The sequence below is a fragment of the Staphylococcus sp. GDB20D11A genome (genome assembly GCF_016893255.1).
GTDB lineage: Bacteria > Bacillota > Bacilli > Staphylococcales > Staphylococcaceae > Staphylococcus > Staphylococcus aureus.
In genome coordinates, this window is record NZ_JAFEPJ010000011.1 from 134,141 (window position 1) to 152,332 (window position 18,192).

Sequence of the window (18,192 nt, forward strand, 5' to 3'; positions counted from 1 at the left end):
GAGAACTTTAATGTCTGATCAACATAATTTAAAAGAACAGCTATGCTTTAGTTTGTACAATGCTCAAAGACAAGTTAATCGCTACTACTCTAACAAAGTTTTTAAGAAGTACAATCTAACATACCCACAATTTCTTGTCTTAACTATTTTATGGGATGAATCTCCTGTAAACGTCAAGAAAGTCGTAACTGAATTAGCACTCGATACTGGTACAGTATCACCATTATTAAAACGAATGGAACAAGTAGACTTAATTAAGCGTGAACGTTCCGAAGTCGATCAACGTGAAGTATTTATTCACTTGACTGACAAAAGTGAAACTATTAGACCAGAATTAAGTAATGCATCTGACAAAGTCGCTTCAGCTTCTTCTTTATCTCAAGATGAAGTTAAAGAACTTAATCGCTTATTAGGTAAAGTCATTCATGCATTTGATGAAACAAAGGAAAAATAATTAACTTTTGTCATGACAATTAAAGTAATGTTTAGAATTTATTAAGAATAGAAAAACAATTAGCACGCGTAAGCTTGTTAGTTAAAAAACTGCTTGAAAGGTTTCTTAGCCTATCAAGCAGTTTTTTTATGCATTATATTGAATCATATTCCATAAAGCACCTTGATTAGCGAGTAATTGTTGATAGTTTCCCTTTTCAACTATTTTACCATTTATCATCACAATGATGGTCTCAAAACGTGACAATAAAGTTAAATCGTGTGTAGCAACAATTAATGTTTCTGCATGTGCTTCAATTAAATCCATAACTTTTAAACTATTTTGTTTATCTAATGCCGTTGTTGGTTCATCTAAAATCCATGTTGATGCAGTATCTTTTAATAACATCCTCGCAATCGCTAAACGCTGAATTTCTCCGCCAGATAATGTATGACCATCTAAGTCAATTTGACGTTCTAGTGCCAAATGTTCTAAATCTAATTGCTTAAATATTGCTTGCACCGCTTCATCTTTTTCATCGGTAAATAAATTTTGACGTATTGTACCATCAAATAATTGTTGAGATTGTAGCAAGACATTCAACGATTCAAACTTATCTTTGTCATCTATTTCAAACATATCCATATTTTCGAAACGAATAGAGCCACTATCTAATTGATATAACCCTGCCATAATTTGTAGTAATGTACTTTTCCCTGAACCAGAAGGACCCACAATCGCAATCTTTTCGCCTCTATTAACATTAAAATTAATATCCGATAACACATACGTTTGCTGGTTCCAATACTTAAAACTAGCGTCCTTAACTTCATAAATGTTCGTTGCGTCATACTTATCAGTAAGGAGGTTTTTTCCATTAGTAGAAGGTACAGATATCACTTCATTAATATCGTGCAATGCTTGGTCAGTATCCGCTTTATAATACGCGACATTTGTCATTGGTACAGCTTGTTCAAATAAAGTTAAGACCATTAAAACGATACTCGTCATATAAATAATATTTAGTTGGCCTTCATTAATTTGAATTAATCCTAGAACTAAACTTCCAAAAATCGAAAGCATAGCAATAATATTTAATATAAAATCATAAATCGTTAAAAAGCGTTGCTCTTTAAGTTGTAATTTATCAAAATGATTTAATTTAGCCATCAAATTATCTCGATAATGATTAGTTTGATTAAATCGACGTAGTTCATCCATACCAGCTTTATAATCATAAAAATGATTTAAAAATCGGGCCTGTTCATTAGCTGCATGTTTCTTTAAAGTACGTGCTTTTTTTGAGCTTAACCAAGGAACGATGAGTAAAGTAAACAACATGCTAACCATAATCAATAGCGCATGGCCGATTGAAATGAACGCCAATACTATTACTGTAACTAGCGCTGTCAAACCGATGACGACTGGTGGATAATAAACACGTAAATAAATGTTTTGTAACGCCTCAACACGACTAATCATACGTGAAATTAAATCACTAGAACTCAGTTTACGGTAAACATTAGGAATGACATTTACTAATTTACCGAAAAACTGTACCCGAATATCACGTAGCATTGTAAATGTAGCTTTATGAGAAATAAGGCGCTCTACGTATCGAGTAATAGCTCTTAAAAATCCAAACAATTTTACTGTAACGACTAAAATCATCAGAGCGTATAGTGGCGCACCAAGTGCACTTTGTGTCACCATATAACCACTTAAGAAAAACATGGCGAGCGCAACTAAACTTCCACAAACACCAACAACTATAGCTAACAATAAATCCTTATCTACTTGAAATTTTAGTCGTGTTTTCATAAGTCATCACCATTTTCTGTTATATTTACTGAAATATTGCGATCATCAGCAATCAGTCTTCCATTTTCTATATACAAACGTCGTTGTAAATGGCGAATTGTATTATCTCTATGTGCAATGACAATCATCGTTGTGTCTTTAAAATGTTGAAACAGAACGTTCTGAATCATGTGTTCTGTTTGAATATCTAAACCAGTTGCAGGCTCATCAAATATAACGAGATCTGGCTTCATAACTAAAAGACGGCAAAGTTCTATGCGTCTCATCTGTCCACCAGATAACATTTCGCCTCCTTCACCTATTATTGTATTAATGCCTTTTGTGAAAGATTGAACTTTGTCTAATAAACCTACTTCGTCTAGCACTTCTTCAACAATATTATTTTCTATATCTTTAAACATCGTAATATTCTCTTTTATAGAAGCACTGAAAATATATGGCTGTTGACTAAGTATTCCTATATTTAAATCACGCTGGTTTGTACTTATAGTACCTATTGTTGGATGATAAACACCTGCAATAAGATGTGTCAAAGTGGATTTACCTGCCCCGCTTGGACCTACAAGTGCAATTTGATCACCTTTAAATATTTTCAAATTTAAATCATTTAATACCAATCTATCAGAATCATCATATCGAAATGATATGTCTGTTAACTGAATAAATGGCTTTTGATTTTCCTCATACTTTAATAGAAATTCATTATTATTGTTCGGTTGTTCTAAAAACTCAAACACAACGTCACTGGCACCTTCACTTTGTTTTCCAGTATGGAACGCTTGTCCTAAGTCCTTAATTGCATTATAAAATTCAGGCGCTAAAATAATCGCAATTGCCGCAGTTTTAAAATCAATATTATGAAATACTACTAAGCTTAGCGTTGCTTCCAATGCAACCAATCCAATACCTAACATACTTATAAATTCGAGCATTAATCCCGATAAAAAAGCACTGCGTAAAATGCGCATTGTTAAAGTTCTAAACTGAGTACTATCGTCGTAAATATGCTTCTCTGTTTGCTCTGTACGATTAAATAGCTTTAACGTCACTAAACCTTTAGCAATATTTAAAAACCGTTGACTAAATTGATTCAAATAAGTCATTTGATCTTTTGACTCATCTCGCGTTTTCAAACCGAAAATAATATAAAACAAAGGAATAAATGGTGCAGTTATTAACATAATTAATGCGGTATTGAAATGGATGAAAAACATTGCAATGATTATGATGAGCGGAACCATCATTGATTTGAACACTTGAGGCAAATAACTCTTATAAAAAGGTGCTAGACCATCAATGTTTTCTGTGAGTATAGTCATTTGTTCACCGATTGGATGACCATTATTTTTATAAATAACCCGTTGTCTAAGCATATGCTTAACTTTAAATGCTAATGTATCACCTAACCATTGATTTAGAAATTGCACAGTTGCTCTTAAAAGTAAAACACCTAATAAAATAAATAATACAATCCATAAACCTTGAAATTGATGTCTTATAATTTTAGCTAAAAAATCTGCTATTAAAATATTTTGTGTTATAACGAGTATGCCGAGACCAGTACTGACCAAGAACATGAGTACCGGAAAAATTTTATATTGAAACAGTATTGTTGTTAATTTTTTCACAATTATATCACCTAAACCTATTATAAAAGGTTTTCCTTAAAATCAAATTAAATAGCTCAATAAAATATTGTAGTTTTACATGTAAAAGAAAATGAATATATACATCTTTAGTCTAGTATTATAACTATAACTAGCATGTCTTTAAATGAATATGCTATCATGATATGGTAATTTTGATATTTAAATAAATTAAATTGAGTAATGAAAGTGGGTACATTATGTTTATCATTGAATTAATAAAAGGTATTATCTTAGGGGTCGTCGAAGGATTAACAGAATTTGCACCTGTTTCCTCTACTGGACATATGATTCTAGTTGATGATATGTGGTTAAAATCATCTGAATTTTTAGGTTCTCAATCAGCATTTACATTTAAAATCGTCATCCAATTAGGATCCGTCTTTGCAGCAGCATGGGTGTTCCGCGAACGCTTCTTAGAGATTTTACATATTGGTAAACACAAACATGTTGAAGGAGAAAACAATCAACAAAGACGTTCAAAGCCAAGACGTTTAAATTTATTACATGTATTAGTGGGTATGGTGCCAGCAGGTATTTTAGGCTTACTATTTGATGATTTCATCGAAGAACATTTATTTAGTGTGCCAACTGTTATGATTGGCTTATTCGTAGGTGCTATCTACATGATTATTGCTGATAAGTATTCAGTTAAAGTTAAAAACCCACAAACAGTGGATCAAATCAATTATTTCCAAGCGTTTGTAATTGGTATCTCTCAAGCAGTAGCTATGTGGCCTGGTTTCAGCCGTTCAGGCTCAACAATTTCAACTGGTGTATTAATGAAATTAAATCATAAAGCAGCATCGGACTTCACATTTATTATGGCTGTTCCAATTATGTTGGCAGCAAGTGGTTTATCTTTATTAAAACATTATCAAGATATTCAGATTGCTGATATACCTTTTTATATTTTAGGCTTTTTAGCTGCATTTACTGTTGGACTAATTGCAATCAAAACATTCTTGCATCTAATTAACAAAATCAAATTAATTCCATTTGCCATTTACAGAATTGTATTAGTAATCTTTATTGCTATACTTTACTTCGGATTTGGCATTGGTAAAGGTATTTAATTTTCTTTTAAAATATAGACTGTCAATTAAGGAACCACTTGATTGGCAGTTTTTATTGTCTTCTTTAAAAAACATCTGAAATACTTATAAGTGATTCACTACTCTCATCGTTTATATTGATGTATCATAGGGTATGTAAAATTAATAAAGTAATTATGGAGGCAAGATCTATGGATAAGAAAAAAGTCATCAAATTTATGATTAATGTATTACCAATTGTATTGGTACCATTAATTGTTGAACGTAAACGTATCAAACAACATCCGGACGTACAAAAAGTTACAGATGCTACAAGTAAAGTTGCTTCAAAAACATCTGCAGCAATCAGTAACACAGCGAGTGATGTTAAAGAATATGTCGGCGATAAAAAGCAAGATTTTGAAAATAAGCGTGAACTTAAAAAGTTTGCTAGAGAACATGATCCTGCCTATATTGAGAAAAAAGGCGAAAAATTAGCTAAACAAAATCGTAAAGACGCTGATAAAATGAATAAAATACTTCAAAAAAATATCGAAAAGCGTCATAAAGAAGAGCAAAAAGCACGCGAAAAGAATAAAATACAACGTATTAAAGACATGAAAAAATCACAAAAATACGAAGAAAAAGCAGGCTTAACACCTAATAAATTAGATGAGAAAACTGAGAAAAAAGGCGATAAACTAGCTGAAAAAAATCGCAAAGAAATCGCTAAAATGAATAAAAAGTTACAAAAAAATATTGAAAAACGACACAAAGAAGAACAAAAACGCTAACAAGAAGCTGATAAAGCACGCATCAAGTCATTTAAAAAATATAAAGATTATGTTGCCAAAAGCGCCTCTCAACAAAATAAAGAAAACAATACAGAGGCATAATTGTGACACATATTATTATTGATGGAGATGCTTGTCCTGTTGTTGATTCTATTATAGATTTAACAACTGAGACAGGCATTTTTGTGACAATTATTCGGAGCTTCAGCCATTTTTCGAACCAATTATATCCCCCACATGTATCAACATTATATGTTGATGATGGACCAGATGCAGTTGATTACAAAATTGTTCAATTATCAACGAAAGATGATATCGTAATCACTCAAGATTATGGACTCGCAAGTTTATTAGTCGACAAAGTCTTAATTGTCATGCATCATAATGGGAAGATATACAATTCCAAAAATATTCAACAACTATTAGATAAACGATATATGAATGCACAAATTAGAAAACAAAGTGGTCGCCACAAAGGTCCCCCACCTTTTACAAAGCAAGATCAAAAAGTGTTTGAACAATCACTATTAAGAGTCATTCAACGAATTAAGGAGCTGGATTAATATGAAGCGAATCGCAGTTTATTGTGGTGCAAGCAAAGGTCATGACCCTTCATATATACAAAAAGCATACGATTTAGGTAAATATTTTGCTGAACAAGGTTATGAATTAGTATTTGGTGCAGGGTCAATTGGTATTATGGGTGCCATTCAAGATGGTGTATTAGATCATGGTGGCAAAGCTATTGGCGTCATGCCTAAAATGTTAGATGAACATGAAATCACAAGCCAACGTTTAACTGAATTAATTTTAGTTGATTCTATGCATGAACGTAAAAATAAAATGGCAGAACTTGCAGATGCATTTGTCATGGCTCCTGGTGGCGCAGGTTCACTAGAAGAATTTTTCGAAATGTATAGTTGGGCTCAAATAGGTATCCATGAAAAGCCTATTGCCATTTATAATATTAATGGCTTTTTCAATCCACTACAAACAATGATTGACCATATGATTGAGGAAGGTTTTATTGATCCTAAGTATCGTGCACTTGCGCCGTTATGCGACACTAAGGAATCATTAATAGAATCAATATTAAATTTCAAACCTCTAGGTACTCGTTCATACGATTAATCATTCTAAGGTTAAAAAATAAACAAACACCCCTAATATTAGGGGTGTTTGTTACGCTTATGTATAAATTTTCACTTTCGAAGATTAATGTAATAGCGCACTTGCCTTTTTAATAAATGATACTTACTTAGATTGGGTAATTCGAAATGATCATACACTGTCATGCCAATTTTTTCCATTACACGTTGTGAAGCTTTATTTGCTTCTGCTGTAAAACTATAGACATCGTATATTTGATGTTGTTCTGCTAACTTCAACGCTGCCTTTGCGCCTTCAGTTGCTAATCCTTTTCCCCAAAATTCTGGCAACAAGCGCCAACCTATTTCATAAAGCGGTAATTCTTTAAATGGATAATCGCTTGTTTCTGGAATATAATTCAAACCTATAAAGCCTATCCATTGATGGGACTCTTTATCTTCTACAGCAAATAATCCAATGCCATAATCTTTAATAACCGCATCCATAGTTCTCATATCTAATTCTGAACGACGATAACTCAATAAACTTGGAAAATATTTACGTACGTCATAATTCGCATTCATTTTTTGAAAAGGTAACAGATCATCTTCATGCCAGTCTCTTAATATTAAACGCTCTGTTTCACAATAAATCATCGATTGACACTCCTATATAATTTCTCAATAAAAAACACAAAATCGATATTTTGATCAACTTTGCGTTTTAGATAGCAGTTTATTTTGATTTAGAAATATAGCTTATAAGTTCAACATGAACTGGCACTTCTTTTAAACGTGCTCTATCTGATTTCAGCGCAGTAAAAGTTGCATCTATAAAATCTTGTTGATGGTTTAAACGATATGTAGCAACAAAAGTATCTGTATCGGACTCAAAGTTTGGTAAATGTGCAATTACACGCTTAATTTCGCCAGTAGAATCAGCAATCGTGCGCCCTGTAATATTTTCTAATTCTCTACCTAATTCTGGCAAAGTAATATCTTGCCCCTCTAAAATTCTAAAATCTTGTTCATGCATGCCGTTTCTCTCCTTTATTAATTACGTTGTCTATTTTTACGTTCTGTTTCAATCATGACTACATTTTAATTAATACATACCCTTAAAATAAGGTTTAAAACGCTGTACCTTTCATCTATAACAAGTAAGCAATTCAATTATGATTGGTGTTTGTCATTAGCTTTTTGATCTTTATCTGTTGATGTAGGCTTTTTGTGATTATCTTTATCCGATGACTTAGTTTGATCTTTTGATTGCTTATCTTGTGATGCCTCTTTATCTTTGTATTTTTTATCATCCTTGTTATCTTCTTTAGAAGGTTTTAAATCTTTCACTTCTTTTTCAAGGTCTTTTTGCTTATCTGCTAATTTTTCTTTTTCTTGTTGAAGCTTTTCTTTTTTATCTTTTAATTCTTTATTTTCTTTTTGTAAATTATCGATATCTTTTTCAAGAGTTGCTTTTTCTTCGCTTTTACCGCAACCTGCTAATAAAATCATAACTGACATGATGCTGATGATTAATTTCTTCATATAAAACTCCTTAACGTCATTTAAATCTTTATTAATTTTAACATGAATTAGCAACATAATCCTAATTCTAATCAATATCTTTATACATTTTCACATGACTCACTTGATAACCTAAATCTTTATTCAAAGATATCATTGGCAAATTACTTTTATGAATTGTACTGCTTATTCGCTTTGCATTCATAGTTTTTGCCCATTTTTCAAGCGCAATCTTCAGTTGCGTAGCTATTCCCAGTTTGCGAAATTGTGGTTCAACATATAGCAGTTCAATGTTAACCATACTTTTTTCATTACTAAAATGTCCCCAAATAAACGCTATTAATTGACCTTCATTTTCATATATATAAATTTTATCATTTGTATGTTCTAATCTTGAACATATCATCTCGTACCTAAGAGCAATACTCAGTTTAGTACATTTATAGTTGGATTCTACTTGCGACAATAATGTCTCATGTATATTAGCTATTTGCTTGATATAATTATGTTCATCTTTATTAAGTGTCCTCATTTTCCTCTCCAATATTAATCGTTATATTTATGCGTTTAATATGATATGATTGACCTTATTAATACTATAAAATCATTTCCATTTTAATTTGGAATTAAACATTTTTAAAGGAGCGCTTAAGTAACAATGAAAAGTACTGCGCAATTAACAAAAGAAAATAATGTTAAATCATTAAGATTAAGCAATACTGATAGAGAAATCTTCGAGAATTATATGACTTATATGCGCTCTGACTTTCGCGTCAATCCTCATGATACAGAGTTAATTATTAACCGTATACTTAAACAATTATTAAGCGCAGAACAACATGGTTTATTAGCCTTAGATTTTTTCAATCACGACCCAAAAGCACATGCAATAAAAGAACTAAAAGCGATGCCTAACGAAACATTTAAAAATATTTTTAAATATATATATCAGCACATCGTTCTATTAATTGGGATTGTTAGCTTTCTCAAAGGATTTTTAGGATTTTTCATGGAAAAAAGTGGAAGTAATTTATATTTTGTTTCATTCCCGTTTTCAGTAGTCGTTGGATTCTTTATTGTCTTTTTATTTATATGGTTTAGTTTTAAAACAATACAACTGCAGTGTTTTAACAATTCAAATTGGATATGGATATTCACCTATTTAGCAATCATTCTACTAATTGTAGGATTTTTCTATGTATTCTTTATTCCACAATCATTACTTGCCTTTGGACCATATATTCAGGTAAGCAATTGGGTATTTATTATATTTTCATTTATAGTTATGCCTATTGGATTACGCATTGAAAAAAATATTTCGAAAAAACATTCTCATACATTTTTATAAACAAAAAGCTTATTACATCATATGCTAACTTGGTACTGTTAATGATAAAATCACTAAATTACAGTTACCGAAAAACATATTTTGCAATAAGCTTTTTATTAATTAATCAATAAAGCATCTATAAAGAACCATACAATCATTATAAACATAATGATTGCTTGAGCTATACTACTTGTTAAAAATGCTACGATTGAACCAATACTTACTTTAACTGCTCTTTCGAATGAATAGCCTTGTATTAATTCAACTATGAATACCAAAATAAAAGGTATAATAATAATTCCAAATGGCGGTAAAACAAAACATCCAATAACGACACCAATTAAAGCTGCATACTCTCCAAACTTAGAACCACCGAAGCGATTCACAAAATATTTATTAGCTAAAAAGTCCGCACATAAAATTAATATTGTTAGCAATGCCATAGATACATAAAACACCCATGATAAATGCTGATTATGAAAGCCAAATTGATAGATTAGAAAGCCAACCCATAATACTAAAACAGAAGGAATAATCGGCTTAATCAACCCAACAAATGCTAACATGAAGGCAGCGAGGATAAGTAGCCATAAAATAATTGTCATGTTGATATCACATCCTCTTTTGTAATTTTTTGATTTTTAGTAAAGAATATAAGTATCATACCTAACATGATTGATGTTGCTGATACAAAAAATACATTTTCCAAACCTACCCAGTGACTCATAGCACCACCTAATAAGTTACCACCTAACTGTCCAATAACCATTGCATTAGAAAATAGTGTTGAGGCGTATCCTGGGAAATCTGGTAAGATATCTTGGAAATAACTAATGCCAATTCCTAAAAGAACCGCTAAGAAAATAGCTAAAAACACCTGTCCTGCTAACATCATATAGAAGTTTTTAAATACCCCAATGCTGAAGTAGAATAAACCACCAAAAATCGCTCCATAAATCAACAATGTTCGAGTCTGTAATCTAGATGATAAAACACCAAGAATGATCATAAATGGCACTTCTAAACCAGCACATAAACTAGCTAAATAACCGACATGTTGCTCATTTTCTTTTAAATAATCAGTAACAAATAAAGGCATATTCATCGTATACATCCATTGTCCAATGTGTAATAAAATAAATGCAATAAATGGTAATAAAAGCGTTTTGTCTTTAAACATGTTAGGAGCAATTTTTTCAACATGTTGTTGCGTACTAATCGGATGTTTAATGTTTAAATCCTTATAGAAAAACACTTGAAGTACTAAAGTAAATAAAATGATACTTATTGTTCCACCAAACAATCCAGCATAGCCTTTTAATCCGATTAATTGCGCACCAATAAATGGACCAAATAAAAAGCCCAATGAGAACATTGAACGTAATACTGTGTTGGCAAATTGAGCTCTATCTTTAGAGCTTGAAACATTGATAGATTCTCTAGCAGATGCGTAAAGTTGGGGCATTGCTGGTGCAAATAATCCTTGGAAAATCGCATATAGTAATATGAATAACCAGATTGTATCTACAAAAAAGTATATTGAAAAACCAAGCGCACCCATTAATAATGCGAAAATAATAATAATTTTTCTATTAAAGTGATGCGTATCCGAAAATCTAGCAATAATTGAATTTACTGTAAACTGGCTAATCGCTGCAGATGCTAGAAGTAATCCATACTGATTTGTTGTCATACCTAAATCTTTAGTTGCAAAAAGAACAAGATATGGGACCGTAACCGCAATACCCATACCTAGTAGAAACATATTAGCAACAAAGAGTTTATAATTCTTTATTTGTAATAACGCTGCAAACATATCCATAACCCCGCTTCTTAGAGCCCCTTTTAATTTATTAATTAGGGGCTCTTTTGCTGTTGGTGCATTAGCAATCAACTGTATTCCTTTAGTCCCCTTTTAATTTATTAATTAGGGGATCTTATGCAGTTGGTGCATTAGCAACCAACTGCGTTCAATTTAACCGAATAGTTTAAAATTAAATACTAACACCTTAAATTAGTCTAAGACTACGCCTTTGGTTGTTCAACAAAGCTCGCCATAAGATTTACAAAAGAATCAACTTGTGGCAATTGCAACATACTCGGATCATAACTCATAAACGTTGAACGAATCAGCGGTTCATTATCAATTTCTACTTTTTCAAACTCAAATTGTTCTTTGCTGATATTTTTCATCATAATTTCTGGCAAGATTGTAACACCTACACCACTAATCAACATTTCTTTACAAGTTGCCACTTGATCCACTGTAATAGTTGCATGATAATCTTGCTCTAAATTATCGTTATACCATTGCTTTATTTGATTTATATAAATCGGGTCAGCTTGAAACTCTATGAATGGCAACTTTGTAACATCGTCTCGTCTATTTTTTGGAAAAATAAAATAATGATCATCATTAAATAAATGTGTGTTAGCTAAATTCATTACCTTATTTCCACGAGTTATCATAACATGATAGTCTCTATGGTTTGCTTTAATTTGTTCAGTTGAACCAACTTGTACTTGAATTTCAACATTAGGAAATTGGGCATTATATAGGCTCAAAACTTCAGGAAGTAAGGTTTGTCCAATCAATGAAGAACACCCTATTGATATTGTTCCATTCACTTCACCAATATGTGCCTGCATTTTGTCAAAAAATAATCGCTCTCTTTTCAACATGTCACGAGCATGCTCAATAATCATTGTTCCTTCAGTTGTTGTAATCAATTGTTTTTTTGTTCTGATAAAAATATCTACTCCAAAAGCATTTTCAATAGCTTTTAGTCTTTGTGTAACAGCAGGTTGAGATATATATAAAATTTCAGCCGCTTTACGTAACGTTTTCGTTTCGTCTAATGTTATTAGTAAACGATAGTCTTCAATCTTCATAATTTCCCCCCATAAATTATTCAATTATTGAACTTTCATGGCTACAAGCATTCATGAGTTCATTACTAACGAATAATTTCACCAATTTTATTGGTATGGCTGCAGCTTGAATTACTTAGTTTTTCTTTTGTTGTTGGTGATTTTTAGTTTGATTATATTGCTTAGGTTTTATTTGTTTGCTTTTTTCAAAATTAGTTTTATTTTGTGGCTTTTGATGATTTTTTTGAGCCTTTGCATTAATTTTATTAAAGCAGTACATGATTTTCTTTTGGAATCCTTTAAAATCATTTTCTAACTCTGCCATAATTTGATGCGCAATCATATATGCTTCATGAAATTGCTTTTTTGTAATTTGCTCACTTTCTAATGCAAACATTAAATCATCTTCATCTACTAACTCATATTCACCACTTGGTAATGCTAAAACATCTAAACATAAATCTACTGTACGTGCATTACCTTTTTGCGTTATATTTTTGATATTTATATCAAAATAATATTCTAATGGATTGCCTTTATTATCAAACATTACAGTTATACTATAACGTTTCTTTTCAGGTAGTATTTGCAACCATTTATAATTGTCATCTGCGACAATAATATTTTGTCCAACTACCGTCACCTCTAAAGGATCACGAACCTTTTTCATCGTGACTAAGCCTATAATACCCTTGAACCTATTATTATTAACTTTTACCTCTGTGTATTCCCTATCAATTAGGCGACGCCAGTGACGTTTATCTATATACTTTACTTTCACAGTCACCAACTCCTTGTCATTATTATATAAAACTACATGAATGATGTCATGTCATGATACAGTTTTATAGTTTTTGTTAATCATATGAAAATATTTATTATTATTTTACTACAACTCGCTTCAATTTACTTAAAATAGACAATATTAATTAGATAGTACACATACTTCTTCATAACAATGATTTTTCAAAATTATAAATAATATGGTCTTATCGTTTTCAAAATCATTTAATGTTAATTTCATTAGAAAAAGCTGTAGCATCAATTCTATTCTGATTCAATCAAGAATACATACAAAAATGAAGTGACTCAAAGGTTTATTAACAACCTTCAAACCACTTCATTGATCATTTTTATTTTAAAGCATATTTTTCAATCACTGATTTAAGATGCGGATATTGTGTAATTAATTCAGATTGCTTAAACAATTCAAACTGCTTAAACTCAAATGCCGGTTGACACATACAACCTACTAAACTATAAGTATTTGAAATTTCGATTGAAGAAGCAAAAATTGTTCCTTTAGGCACTACATATTGCAATACATCTCCATTTTGGATATCAGTACCCAATGTTGCAGTCGTATATTCCCCATCCGGATTTATCATATGAATTGTTAGAGAATCACCAGCATGATAGTACCATACTTCATCAGCATCAATTCGATGAAAATGCGAAATATTGTCATCTGTAAGTAAAAAATAAATACTACTAAACGGCGCTCTGCGTCCATCTTTCAATACTTCTCGGATTGTCTCTCTATAGAAACCACCTTCAGGATGTGATTCAAGTTGCAATTCATCAATCCATTGTTCTGCTGATTTCATTATTTCAAATCCACATTATGGAATACGTTTTGTACATCTTCTAAATCTTCTAATGCATCGATTAATTTTTCAAATGTTACTTGGTCCGCTTCAGAAAGTTCAATATCTGTTTGAGGTAACATTTCAAATTCAGCAACTTTAAATTCTTCAACACCTGCTGCACGAAGCGCATCTTGAACGACTGCAAATTGATCTGGTTCAGCATAGACTATTGTCAATCCATTATCGTCAATCACATCATTTACATCTACATCTTGTTCCATTAATGTTTCAAGTATTTCGTCAACAGACTTTCCTTCAATACCAAATGTTGCCACATGATCAAACATATAAGCAACTGATCCAGATACACCCATATTACCGCCGTTTTTACCAAAAGCAGCTCGCACATCAGAGGCAGTACGATTTACATTATTTGTTAACGCATCAACAATTAGCATTGATCCGCTTGGGCCAAATCCTTCATATCTTAGGTGATCAAAGTTTTCGTCTCCAGCACCCTTAGCTTTATCTATTGCTTTTTCAATAATATGATTCGGCACTGAATATGTCTTAGCGCGTTCAAGCACCAACCTTAAAGCTTGGTTAGATTCTGGATTGGGTTCGCCAGATTTTGCTGCAACATAAATCTCCTTACCAAATTTCGCATATATTCTACTTGTGTTTTTATCTTTTTGGGCCTTTTTTTCTTTAATGTTATTCCATTTACGTCCCATAATGTCATCTCGCTTTCGAACTGTTTAATTAACAACATATATTATACATGATTTTTTTATGATTATATACATTTTCACAATTAACATTATTGAACTACGATTTCTTCAATCTGTTACTTAGTTTTAAAATATGTATAAATTAAAAATGTGCCGATAAGCAATTTCTATGCTTTCGACACTCAATTTCAATTAAATATTTAAAAATTGTTCTACATCTTCAAATAAAGCATTAAATTTAGATATATCATCATCATTTAAATAAATATAAATTTTACGCTCATCTTTAGATGATCTAACTTTACTAAGTCTTTCTTTTTCAATTAGTCTTCTTATAGAAACTAATAATTTTGTCCTACTTAAATCTAGCTCATCCATTGCAGTTTTTAAAAATGATTGCATAAGTACTTTCTCATCTTTGCAATGCTTCATCGTTAAATCTAAGACTGCTAAATCATTTAGCGACAACTTATATTTTTTATCAATATATTCAGATAATGCTTTATATTGTTTATAGAAGCCAAGCAATGTTTCTAATTTCTCAGTATTCAAAATGTTGCACCCCCAAATATATAAAGACAATGCTTCTGTCATTATTATCTTAAATTTTCCTGCCATTGTCTTTCTCATTTGTTTTTAATACGTTGTCAAAATTACCAACAAATGCAAATTAAATTTTGCAATACATATCAAGGTGTTATTTTTTTCCTATTTTAATTATGTATAACGCATTAAAAGTAACGTTAATATTTAAGGAATTATTACTAAAGTTATGCTCTTTAATCTCGATTGCTGGTTTAAGGTAGTTGTCAATTTTAGATAGTAAACTAGGGTTCCATTCATATTTATCTCTTAATTCTTTAGAAATCAAATGATTAATGTTGCCACTATTTTCGTCCAATGTTTCTATTACAATTAGATATTTATCGTTTAAAACATTGTTTTTAAAATTCATATAAACTTGACTATCCTCAAAATTACTCATAATTGTCTCGCTCTCTATCACTCGCCAATCATAAATAACAAGACAATAATAATTCTCTATATCAAAAATAGAATAATAACTGTTTTCATATTTGGGTTTTGAGACATATTCGATAAATTTTTCCAATATAAGACCTAGTGTTGTTTTAAATCCATTTTTGTCATATAGATGCATCGCATTAAATGCTTGATGATTGTCAAAAATGTTCAATCCAAACCCAGCAAAGTTGTGATACAGCGCACTTAATGTCTTATAAATTAATGGAGCACTATTACTTAAATCTTGTTCTTTATTATTAAGCAGTTTATGATTTTCAACATTTAGAAAAATCAGCTTTTCTTGTTCAATATCCAATTCATTAATTACTTGTTTTAAATTTTTAAAATGCAAAATATTTTTCAATAGTAACTCATCACTTTCCCCCATCAAATAAGGGCTACTTAAATTTGCATTATCTATTATTAACGAATCGAATTTAAGTCGCTTTATTTGTGATACTAGTGATTTAAAAACTGAAGGTTTTTCAAATAAACAGGTAATGTTCAATCCTAATTTCACATTCAACATGATGTTATGTAATTTTAATATCATTCGATAAATTGTTCTAATTTCCATCAATGATAAATCAAAAACAAAATGCACTTCGTAATTATTATGATTACTTAATTCGTTTGGAGATATTTGTCTAAAAACACTCATAAAAGCTTCTTCAACATAATAAGTTGTATCAATATCATTTATATTAAATGCTATCTTTAAATCACTTTCAATTATTGTTTTAATGATTGCGAATTTTTCTTCTTCGGACATGGTATTTTTACTTTTTAAAATCGATGGCATGATGAAAAAGACAACTTGACTGTTCTTATTCAATAAGGTTTTAAAGATTCCTTCTAAGAAAACTAATTTCATTTCTGTATAAGTATTTATTTGAATAACCGTTTGAAACAATTTAGGTGTTTCAAATTTGTCTTCATCAATATGTATAACATCAGTTAGGTGGTTTTTATAATGTTCAATATAATTCAATATGATTTCTTTTACTTCTTGCACCATTTTGCCTACTAGTGGTTCTGGCTTTAGCATTAAACATTTATTATATTTTGATAAATTACGATATTCATTCGGTGTTATATCCATATAACTTTTAAACATTTTAGAGTAAGTTGAGCTACTACTAAAACCTAAATGTTCACTTATGTTGCTAATAGTACTATCAGTAGTAAGTAGAATTTCAATCGATTTACCAATTTTCAAAGTATCAATATATTTTTTAAAACCCATGCCCATAAGTAAGTGGAATTGTGATGACAAATTTGACTTTGAGACAAATAATTTATCAGCGACACTTTTTAATGTCAATCGTTGATTTACATTTTGATAAATATATTCGAGCTCGTCACGCAAATCACCATAATAGGCATATCGATATTGATTTTGCGCAATCTTTTTATCCATACTTGCTTCTTTTGCAATAATTTTAATAATATCCTGTAATTTTCTAACATCAGCGTCATTGAGAGGTTGATTATCAAGGTATCGATAAGTCAATTTTAATAGTAGACATTTCAAATTATAGGATGATTTAATTAACTTTGCTGTATAGTGGTAATTAAAGAAAGTAAAGCCTAATTCCGCAAACCAATCGCTACTCAAATACAACATGATCGTTTTTTTATTATTCTTAATACTAAATACATCCAGATGATTAATAATATATATATCATCTTCAATTATTTTACTTTTACGAAATTTTTGTAGTTCGATTTCCCCGTCAATTGGCCAAAATAAGACTATGCCATCTTGGCAACGCGTTGTCGCATATTCATTATTAGTAAGTATATGCAAGCATGATTTTGCCATAACTTTACCTCTTTCTATATTTAAGTACCACTTTTATCATTCCCTATAATATTTAACTTATTTAATTAAACGTAAATTTAACACAATACGAATACCAAATCAAAAATAAATAAAACTATATAATGGGTAATTTTTAAACTTATATATCAATCATTTAAATATTACAAAAATATATGTAGTCAGTTTAATTAAACTATCCAATTGAAAACACACTACTTTTTAGTATTTTCAAAATAATTTTAAATGACCACATCTACAACGTATTACTATTATCTTTTGTTAGTTTTATATTCATTTTCAATTTAAAAATAAACACTTATTTAAACCACATTCTACTTTTGAGATGAGCTCAAACTAACATTAAATTGTTTATATTATCTATACTTATTCCTATTAATATTTCGATTTTAAAATTAATACGTAGCTATACTTTACTTTTCTAATAAAAGTGTAATTAGAAAGGAGTCAAGTCCAGACTCCTGT

20 protein-coding genes and 1 pseudogene are annotated in these 18,192 nt (G+C 30.5%); 6 read left to right on the top strand and 15 right to left on the bottom strand.

Annotated features, from left to right (window positions below; all coding sequences use genetic code 11):
* The first annotated feature begins 10 nt into the window (after positions 1-10).
* Complete coding sequence (mgrA, locus tag JV528_RS08480; protein ID WP_001283444.1) at positions 11-454, top strand: global transcriptional regulator MgrA; 444 nt, start codon at positions 11-13, stop codon at positions 452-454.
* Between the two features lie 126 nt (positions 455-580).
* Here the strand turns inward: mgrA and JV528_RS08485 are convergent, their stop codons facing one another.
* Positions 581-2,254, bottom strand: coding sequence for an amino acid ABC transporter ATP-binding/permease protein (locus tag JV528_RS08485; protein WP_000857618.1), 1,674 nt, complete (start codon positions 2,252-2,254; stop codon positions 581-583).
* On the bottom strand, positions 2,251-3,882 hold the full coding sequence (locus tag JV528_RS08490; RefSeq protein ID WP_000737155.1) for an ABC transporter ATP-binding protein/permease: 1,632 nt from the start codon (positions 3,880-3,882) through the stop codon (positions 2,251-2,253). The genes JV528_RS08485 and JV528_RS08490 overlap by 4 nt, the downstream gene beginning before the upstream one ends.
* Positions 3,883-4,100: 218 nt before the next feature.
* On the opposite strand from JV528_RS08490, the gene JV528_RS08495 reads away from it, so the two are divergent.
* The 4 genes and pseudogenes from JV528_RS08495 (at position 4,101) to JV528_RS08510 (ending at position 6,859) form a co-directional block, all read left to right on the top strand.
* Positions 4,101-4,976: an undecaprenyl-diphosphate phosphatase gene (locus JV528_RS08495; protein WP_000469895.1), complete on the top strand. Its 876-nt coding sequence runs from the start codon at positions 4,101-4,103 to the stop codon at positions 4,974-4,976.
* Positions 4,977-5,146: 170 nt separating this feature from the next.
* Positions 5,147-5,830: pseudogene (locus JV528_RS08500) on the top strand (hypothetical protein).
* Positions 5,831-5,832: 2 nt separating this feature from the next.
* On the top strand, positions 5,833-6,291 hold the full coding sequence (locus tag JV528_RS08505; RefSeq protein WP_000148825.1) for a YaiI/YqxD family protein: 459 nt from the start codon (positions 5,833-5,835) through the stop codon (positions 6,289-6,291).
* 1 nt (position 6,292) lies between these two features.
* On the top strand, positions 6,293-6,859 hold the full coding sequence (locus JV528_RS08510; protein ID WP_000820889.1) for an LOG family protein: 567 nt from the start codon (positions 6,293-6,295) through the stop codon (positions 6,857-6,859).
* A gap of 71 nt (positions 6,860-6,930) precedes the next feature.
* Here the strand turns inward: JV528_RS08510 and JV528_RS08515 are convergent, their stop codons facing one another.
* From JV528_RS08515 to JV528_RS08530, 4 genes are all read right to left on the bottom strand, one after another.
* Positions 6,931-7,473: a GNAT family N-acetyltransferase gene (locus JV528_RS08515; RefSeq protein WP_000638611.1), complete on the bottom strand. Its 543-nt coding sequence runs from the start codon at positions 7,471-7,473 to the stop codon at positions 6,931-6,933.
* 79 nt (positions 7,474-7,552) lie between these two features.
* Positions 7,553-7,852 (bottom strand): hypothetical protein, encoded by a 300-nt coding sequence (locus JV528_RS08520; RefSeq protein ID WP_000545116.1) that lies wholly within the window; start codon positions 7,850-7,852, stop codon positions 7,553-7,555.
* A 137-nt stretch (positions 7,853-7,989) separates the two neighbouring features.
* Complete coding sequence (locus JV528_RS08525) at positions 7,990-8,361, bottom strand: SA0632 family lipoprotein (RefSeq protein ID WP_000733449.1); 372 nt, start codon at positions 8,359-8,361, stop codon at positions 7,990-7,992.
* A gap of 67 nt (positions 8,362-8,428) precedes the next feature.
* Complete coding sequence (locus JV528_RS08530; RefSeq protein WP_001259680.1) at positions 8,429-8,872, bottom strand: GNAT family N-acetyltransferase; 444 nt, start codon at positions 8,870-8,872, stop codon at positions 8,429-8,431.
* Between the two features lie 126 nt (positions 8,873-8,998).
* Between JV528_RS08530 and JV528_RS08535 the strand changes: the two genes are divergently transcribed.
* Entirely contained in the window at positions 8,999-9,688 is a 690-nt protein-coding gene (locus JV528_RS08535) for a DUF1129 domain-containing protein (RefSeq protein ID WP_000842864.1), read from the top strand.
* Between the two features lie 98 nt (positions 9,689-9,786).
* Here JV528_RS08535 and JV528_RS08540 read toward each other — a convergent pair whose 3' ends face one another.
* The 9 genes from JV528_RS08540 to JV528_RS08580 all read right to left on the bottom strand — a co-directional run bounded on the left by JV528_RS08540 (position 9,787) and on the right by JV528_RS08580 (position 17,709).
* Entirely contained in the window at positions 9,787-10,275 is a 489-nt protein-coding gene (locus tag JV528_RS08540; protein WP_000152589.1) for a DUF456 domain-containing protein, read from the bottom strand.
* Positions 10,272-11,492 carry a sugar efflux transporter gene (locus tag JV528_RS08545; protein WP_041204357.1) on the bottom strand — a complete coding sequence of 407 codons (1,221 nt, stop codon included), beginning with the start codon at positions 11,490-11,492 and terminating at the stop codon, positions 10,272-10,274. Before JV528_RS08545 ends, JV528_RS08540 begins: the two co-directional genes overlap by 4 nt.
* A 203-nt stretch (positions 11,493-11,695) precedes the next feature.
* Positions 11,696-12,562 carry a LysR family transcriptional regulator gene (locus JV528_RS08550; RefSeq protein ID WP_000687412.1) on the bottom strand — a complete coding sequence of 289 codons (867 nt, stop codon included), beginning with the start codon at positions 12,560-12,562 and terminating at the stop codon, positions 11,696-11,698.
* A 115-nt stretch (positions 12,563-12,677) separates the two neighbouring features.
* Positions 12,678-13,322, bottom strand: coding sequence for a ribonuclease FAU-1 family protein (locus JV528_RS08555; RefSeq protein WP_000865622.1), 645 nt, complete (start codon positions 13,320-13,322; stop codon positions 12,678-12,680).
* 144 nt (positions 13,323-13,466) lie between these two features.
* A complete protein-coding gene (locus tag JV528_RS08560; protein ID WP_014532581.1) occupies positions 13,467-13,583 on the bottom strand; it encodes a hypothetical protein in 117 nt (38 codons plus the stop codon).
* 91 nt (positions 13,584-13,674) lie between these two features.
* On the bottom strand, positions 13,675-14,148 hold the full coding sequence (locus JV528_RS08565) for a cupin domain-containing protein (protein ID WP_000833486.1): 474 nt from the start codon (positions 14,146-14,148) through the stop codon (positions 13,675-13,677).
* The gene (locus JV528_RS08570) at positions 14,148-14,864 is read right to left on the bottom strand and encodes a YebC/PmpR family DNA-binding transcriptional regulator (protein ID WP_000532966.1); all 717 of its coding nucleotides are present in this window, start codon (positions 14,862-14,864) and stop codon (positions 14,148-14,150) included. The genes JV528_RS08565 and JV528_RS08570 overlap by 1 nt, the downstream gene beginning before the upstream one ends.
* Before the next feature lie 189 nt (positions 14,865-15,053).
* Positions 15,054-15,413: an HTH-type transcriptional regulator SarX gene (sarX, locus tag JV528_RS08575; protein ID WP_001090984.1), complete on the bottom strand. Its 360-nt coding sequence runs from the start codon at positions 15,411-15,413 to the stop codon at positions 15,054-15,056.
* Positions 15,414-15,558: 145 nt separating this feature from the next.
* A complete protein-coding gene (locus JV528_RS08580) occupies positions 15,559-17,709 on the bottom strand; it encodes a helix-turn-helix transcriptional regulator (RefSeq protein ID WP_204177475.1) in 2,151 nt (716 codons plus the stop codon).
* Between the last annotated feature and the right edge of the window lie 483 nt (positions 17,710-18,192).

Bases quoted from the DNA above. Each gene is read 5' to 3' on its own strand.
- JV528_RS08570 (WP_000532966.1), bottom strand. From the start codon at position 14,864: ATGGGACGTAAATGGAATAACATTAAAGAAAAAAAGGCCCAAAAAGAT.
- JV528_RS08540 (WP_000152589.1), bottom strand. From the start codon at position 10,275: ATGACAATTATTTTATGGCTACTTATCCTCGCTGCCTTCATGTTAGCA.
- JV528_RS08515 (WP_000638611.1), bottom strand. From the start codon at position 7,473: ATGATTTATTGTGAAACAGAGCGTTTAATATTAAGAGACTGGCATGAA.
- JV528_RS08530 (WP_001259680.1), bottom strand. From the start codon at position 8,872: ATGAGGACACTTAATAAAGATGAACATAATTATATCAAGCAAATAGCT.
- JV528_RS08485 (WP_000857618.1), bottom strand. From the start codon at position 2,254: ATGAAAACACGACTAAAATTTCAAGTAGATAAGGATTTATTGTTAGCT.
- JV528_RS08545 (WP_041204357.1), bottom strand. From the start codon at position 11,492: ATGGATATGTTTGCAGCGTTATTACAAATAAAGAATTATAAACTCTTT.
- JV528_RS08520 (WP_000545116.1), bottom strand. From the start codon at position 7,852: ATGCATGAACAAGATTTTAGAATTTTAGAGGGGCAAGATATTACTTTG.
- JV528_RS08495 (WP_000469895.1), top strand. From the start codon at position 4,101: ATGTTTATCATTGAATTAATAAAAGGTATTATCTTAGGGGTCGTCGAA.
- mgrA (WP_001283444.1), top strand. From the start codon at position 11: ATGTCTGATCAACATAATTTAAAAGAACAGCTATGCTTTAGTTTGTAC.
- JV528_RS08580 (WP_204177475.1), bottom strand. From the start codon at position 17,709: ATGGCAAAATCATGCTTGCATATACTTACTAATAATGAATATGCGACA.
- JV528_RS08525 (WP_000733449.1), bottom strand. From the start codon at position 8,361: ATGAAGAAATTAATCATCAGCATCATGTCAGTTATGATTTTATTAGCA.
- JV528_RS08550 (WP_000687412.1), bottom strand. From the start codon at position 12,562: ATGAAGATTGAAGACTATCGTTTACTAATAACATTAGACGAAACGAAA.
- JV528_RS08565 (WP_000833486.1), bottom strand. From the start codon at position 14,148: ATGAAATCAGCAGAACAATGGATTGATGAATTGCAACTTGAATCACAT.
- JV528_RS08510 (WP_000820889.1), top strand. From the start codon at position 6,293: ATGAAGCGAATCGCAGTTTATTGTGGTGCAAGCAAAGGTCATGACCCT.
- JV528_RS08560 (WP_014532581.1), bottom strand. From the start codon at position 13,583: ATGCTACAGCTTTTTCTAATGAAATTAACATTAAATGATTTTGAAAAC.
- JV528_RS08535 (WP_000842864.1), top strand. From the start codon at position 8,999: ATGAAAAGTACTGCGCAATTAACAAAAGAAAATAATGTTAAATCATTA.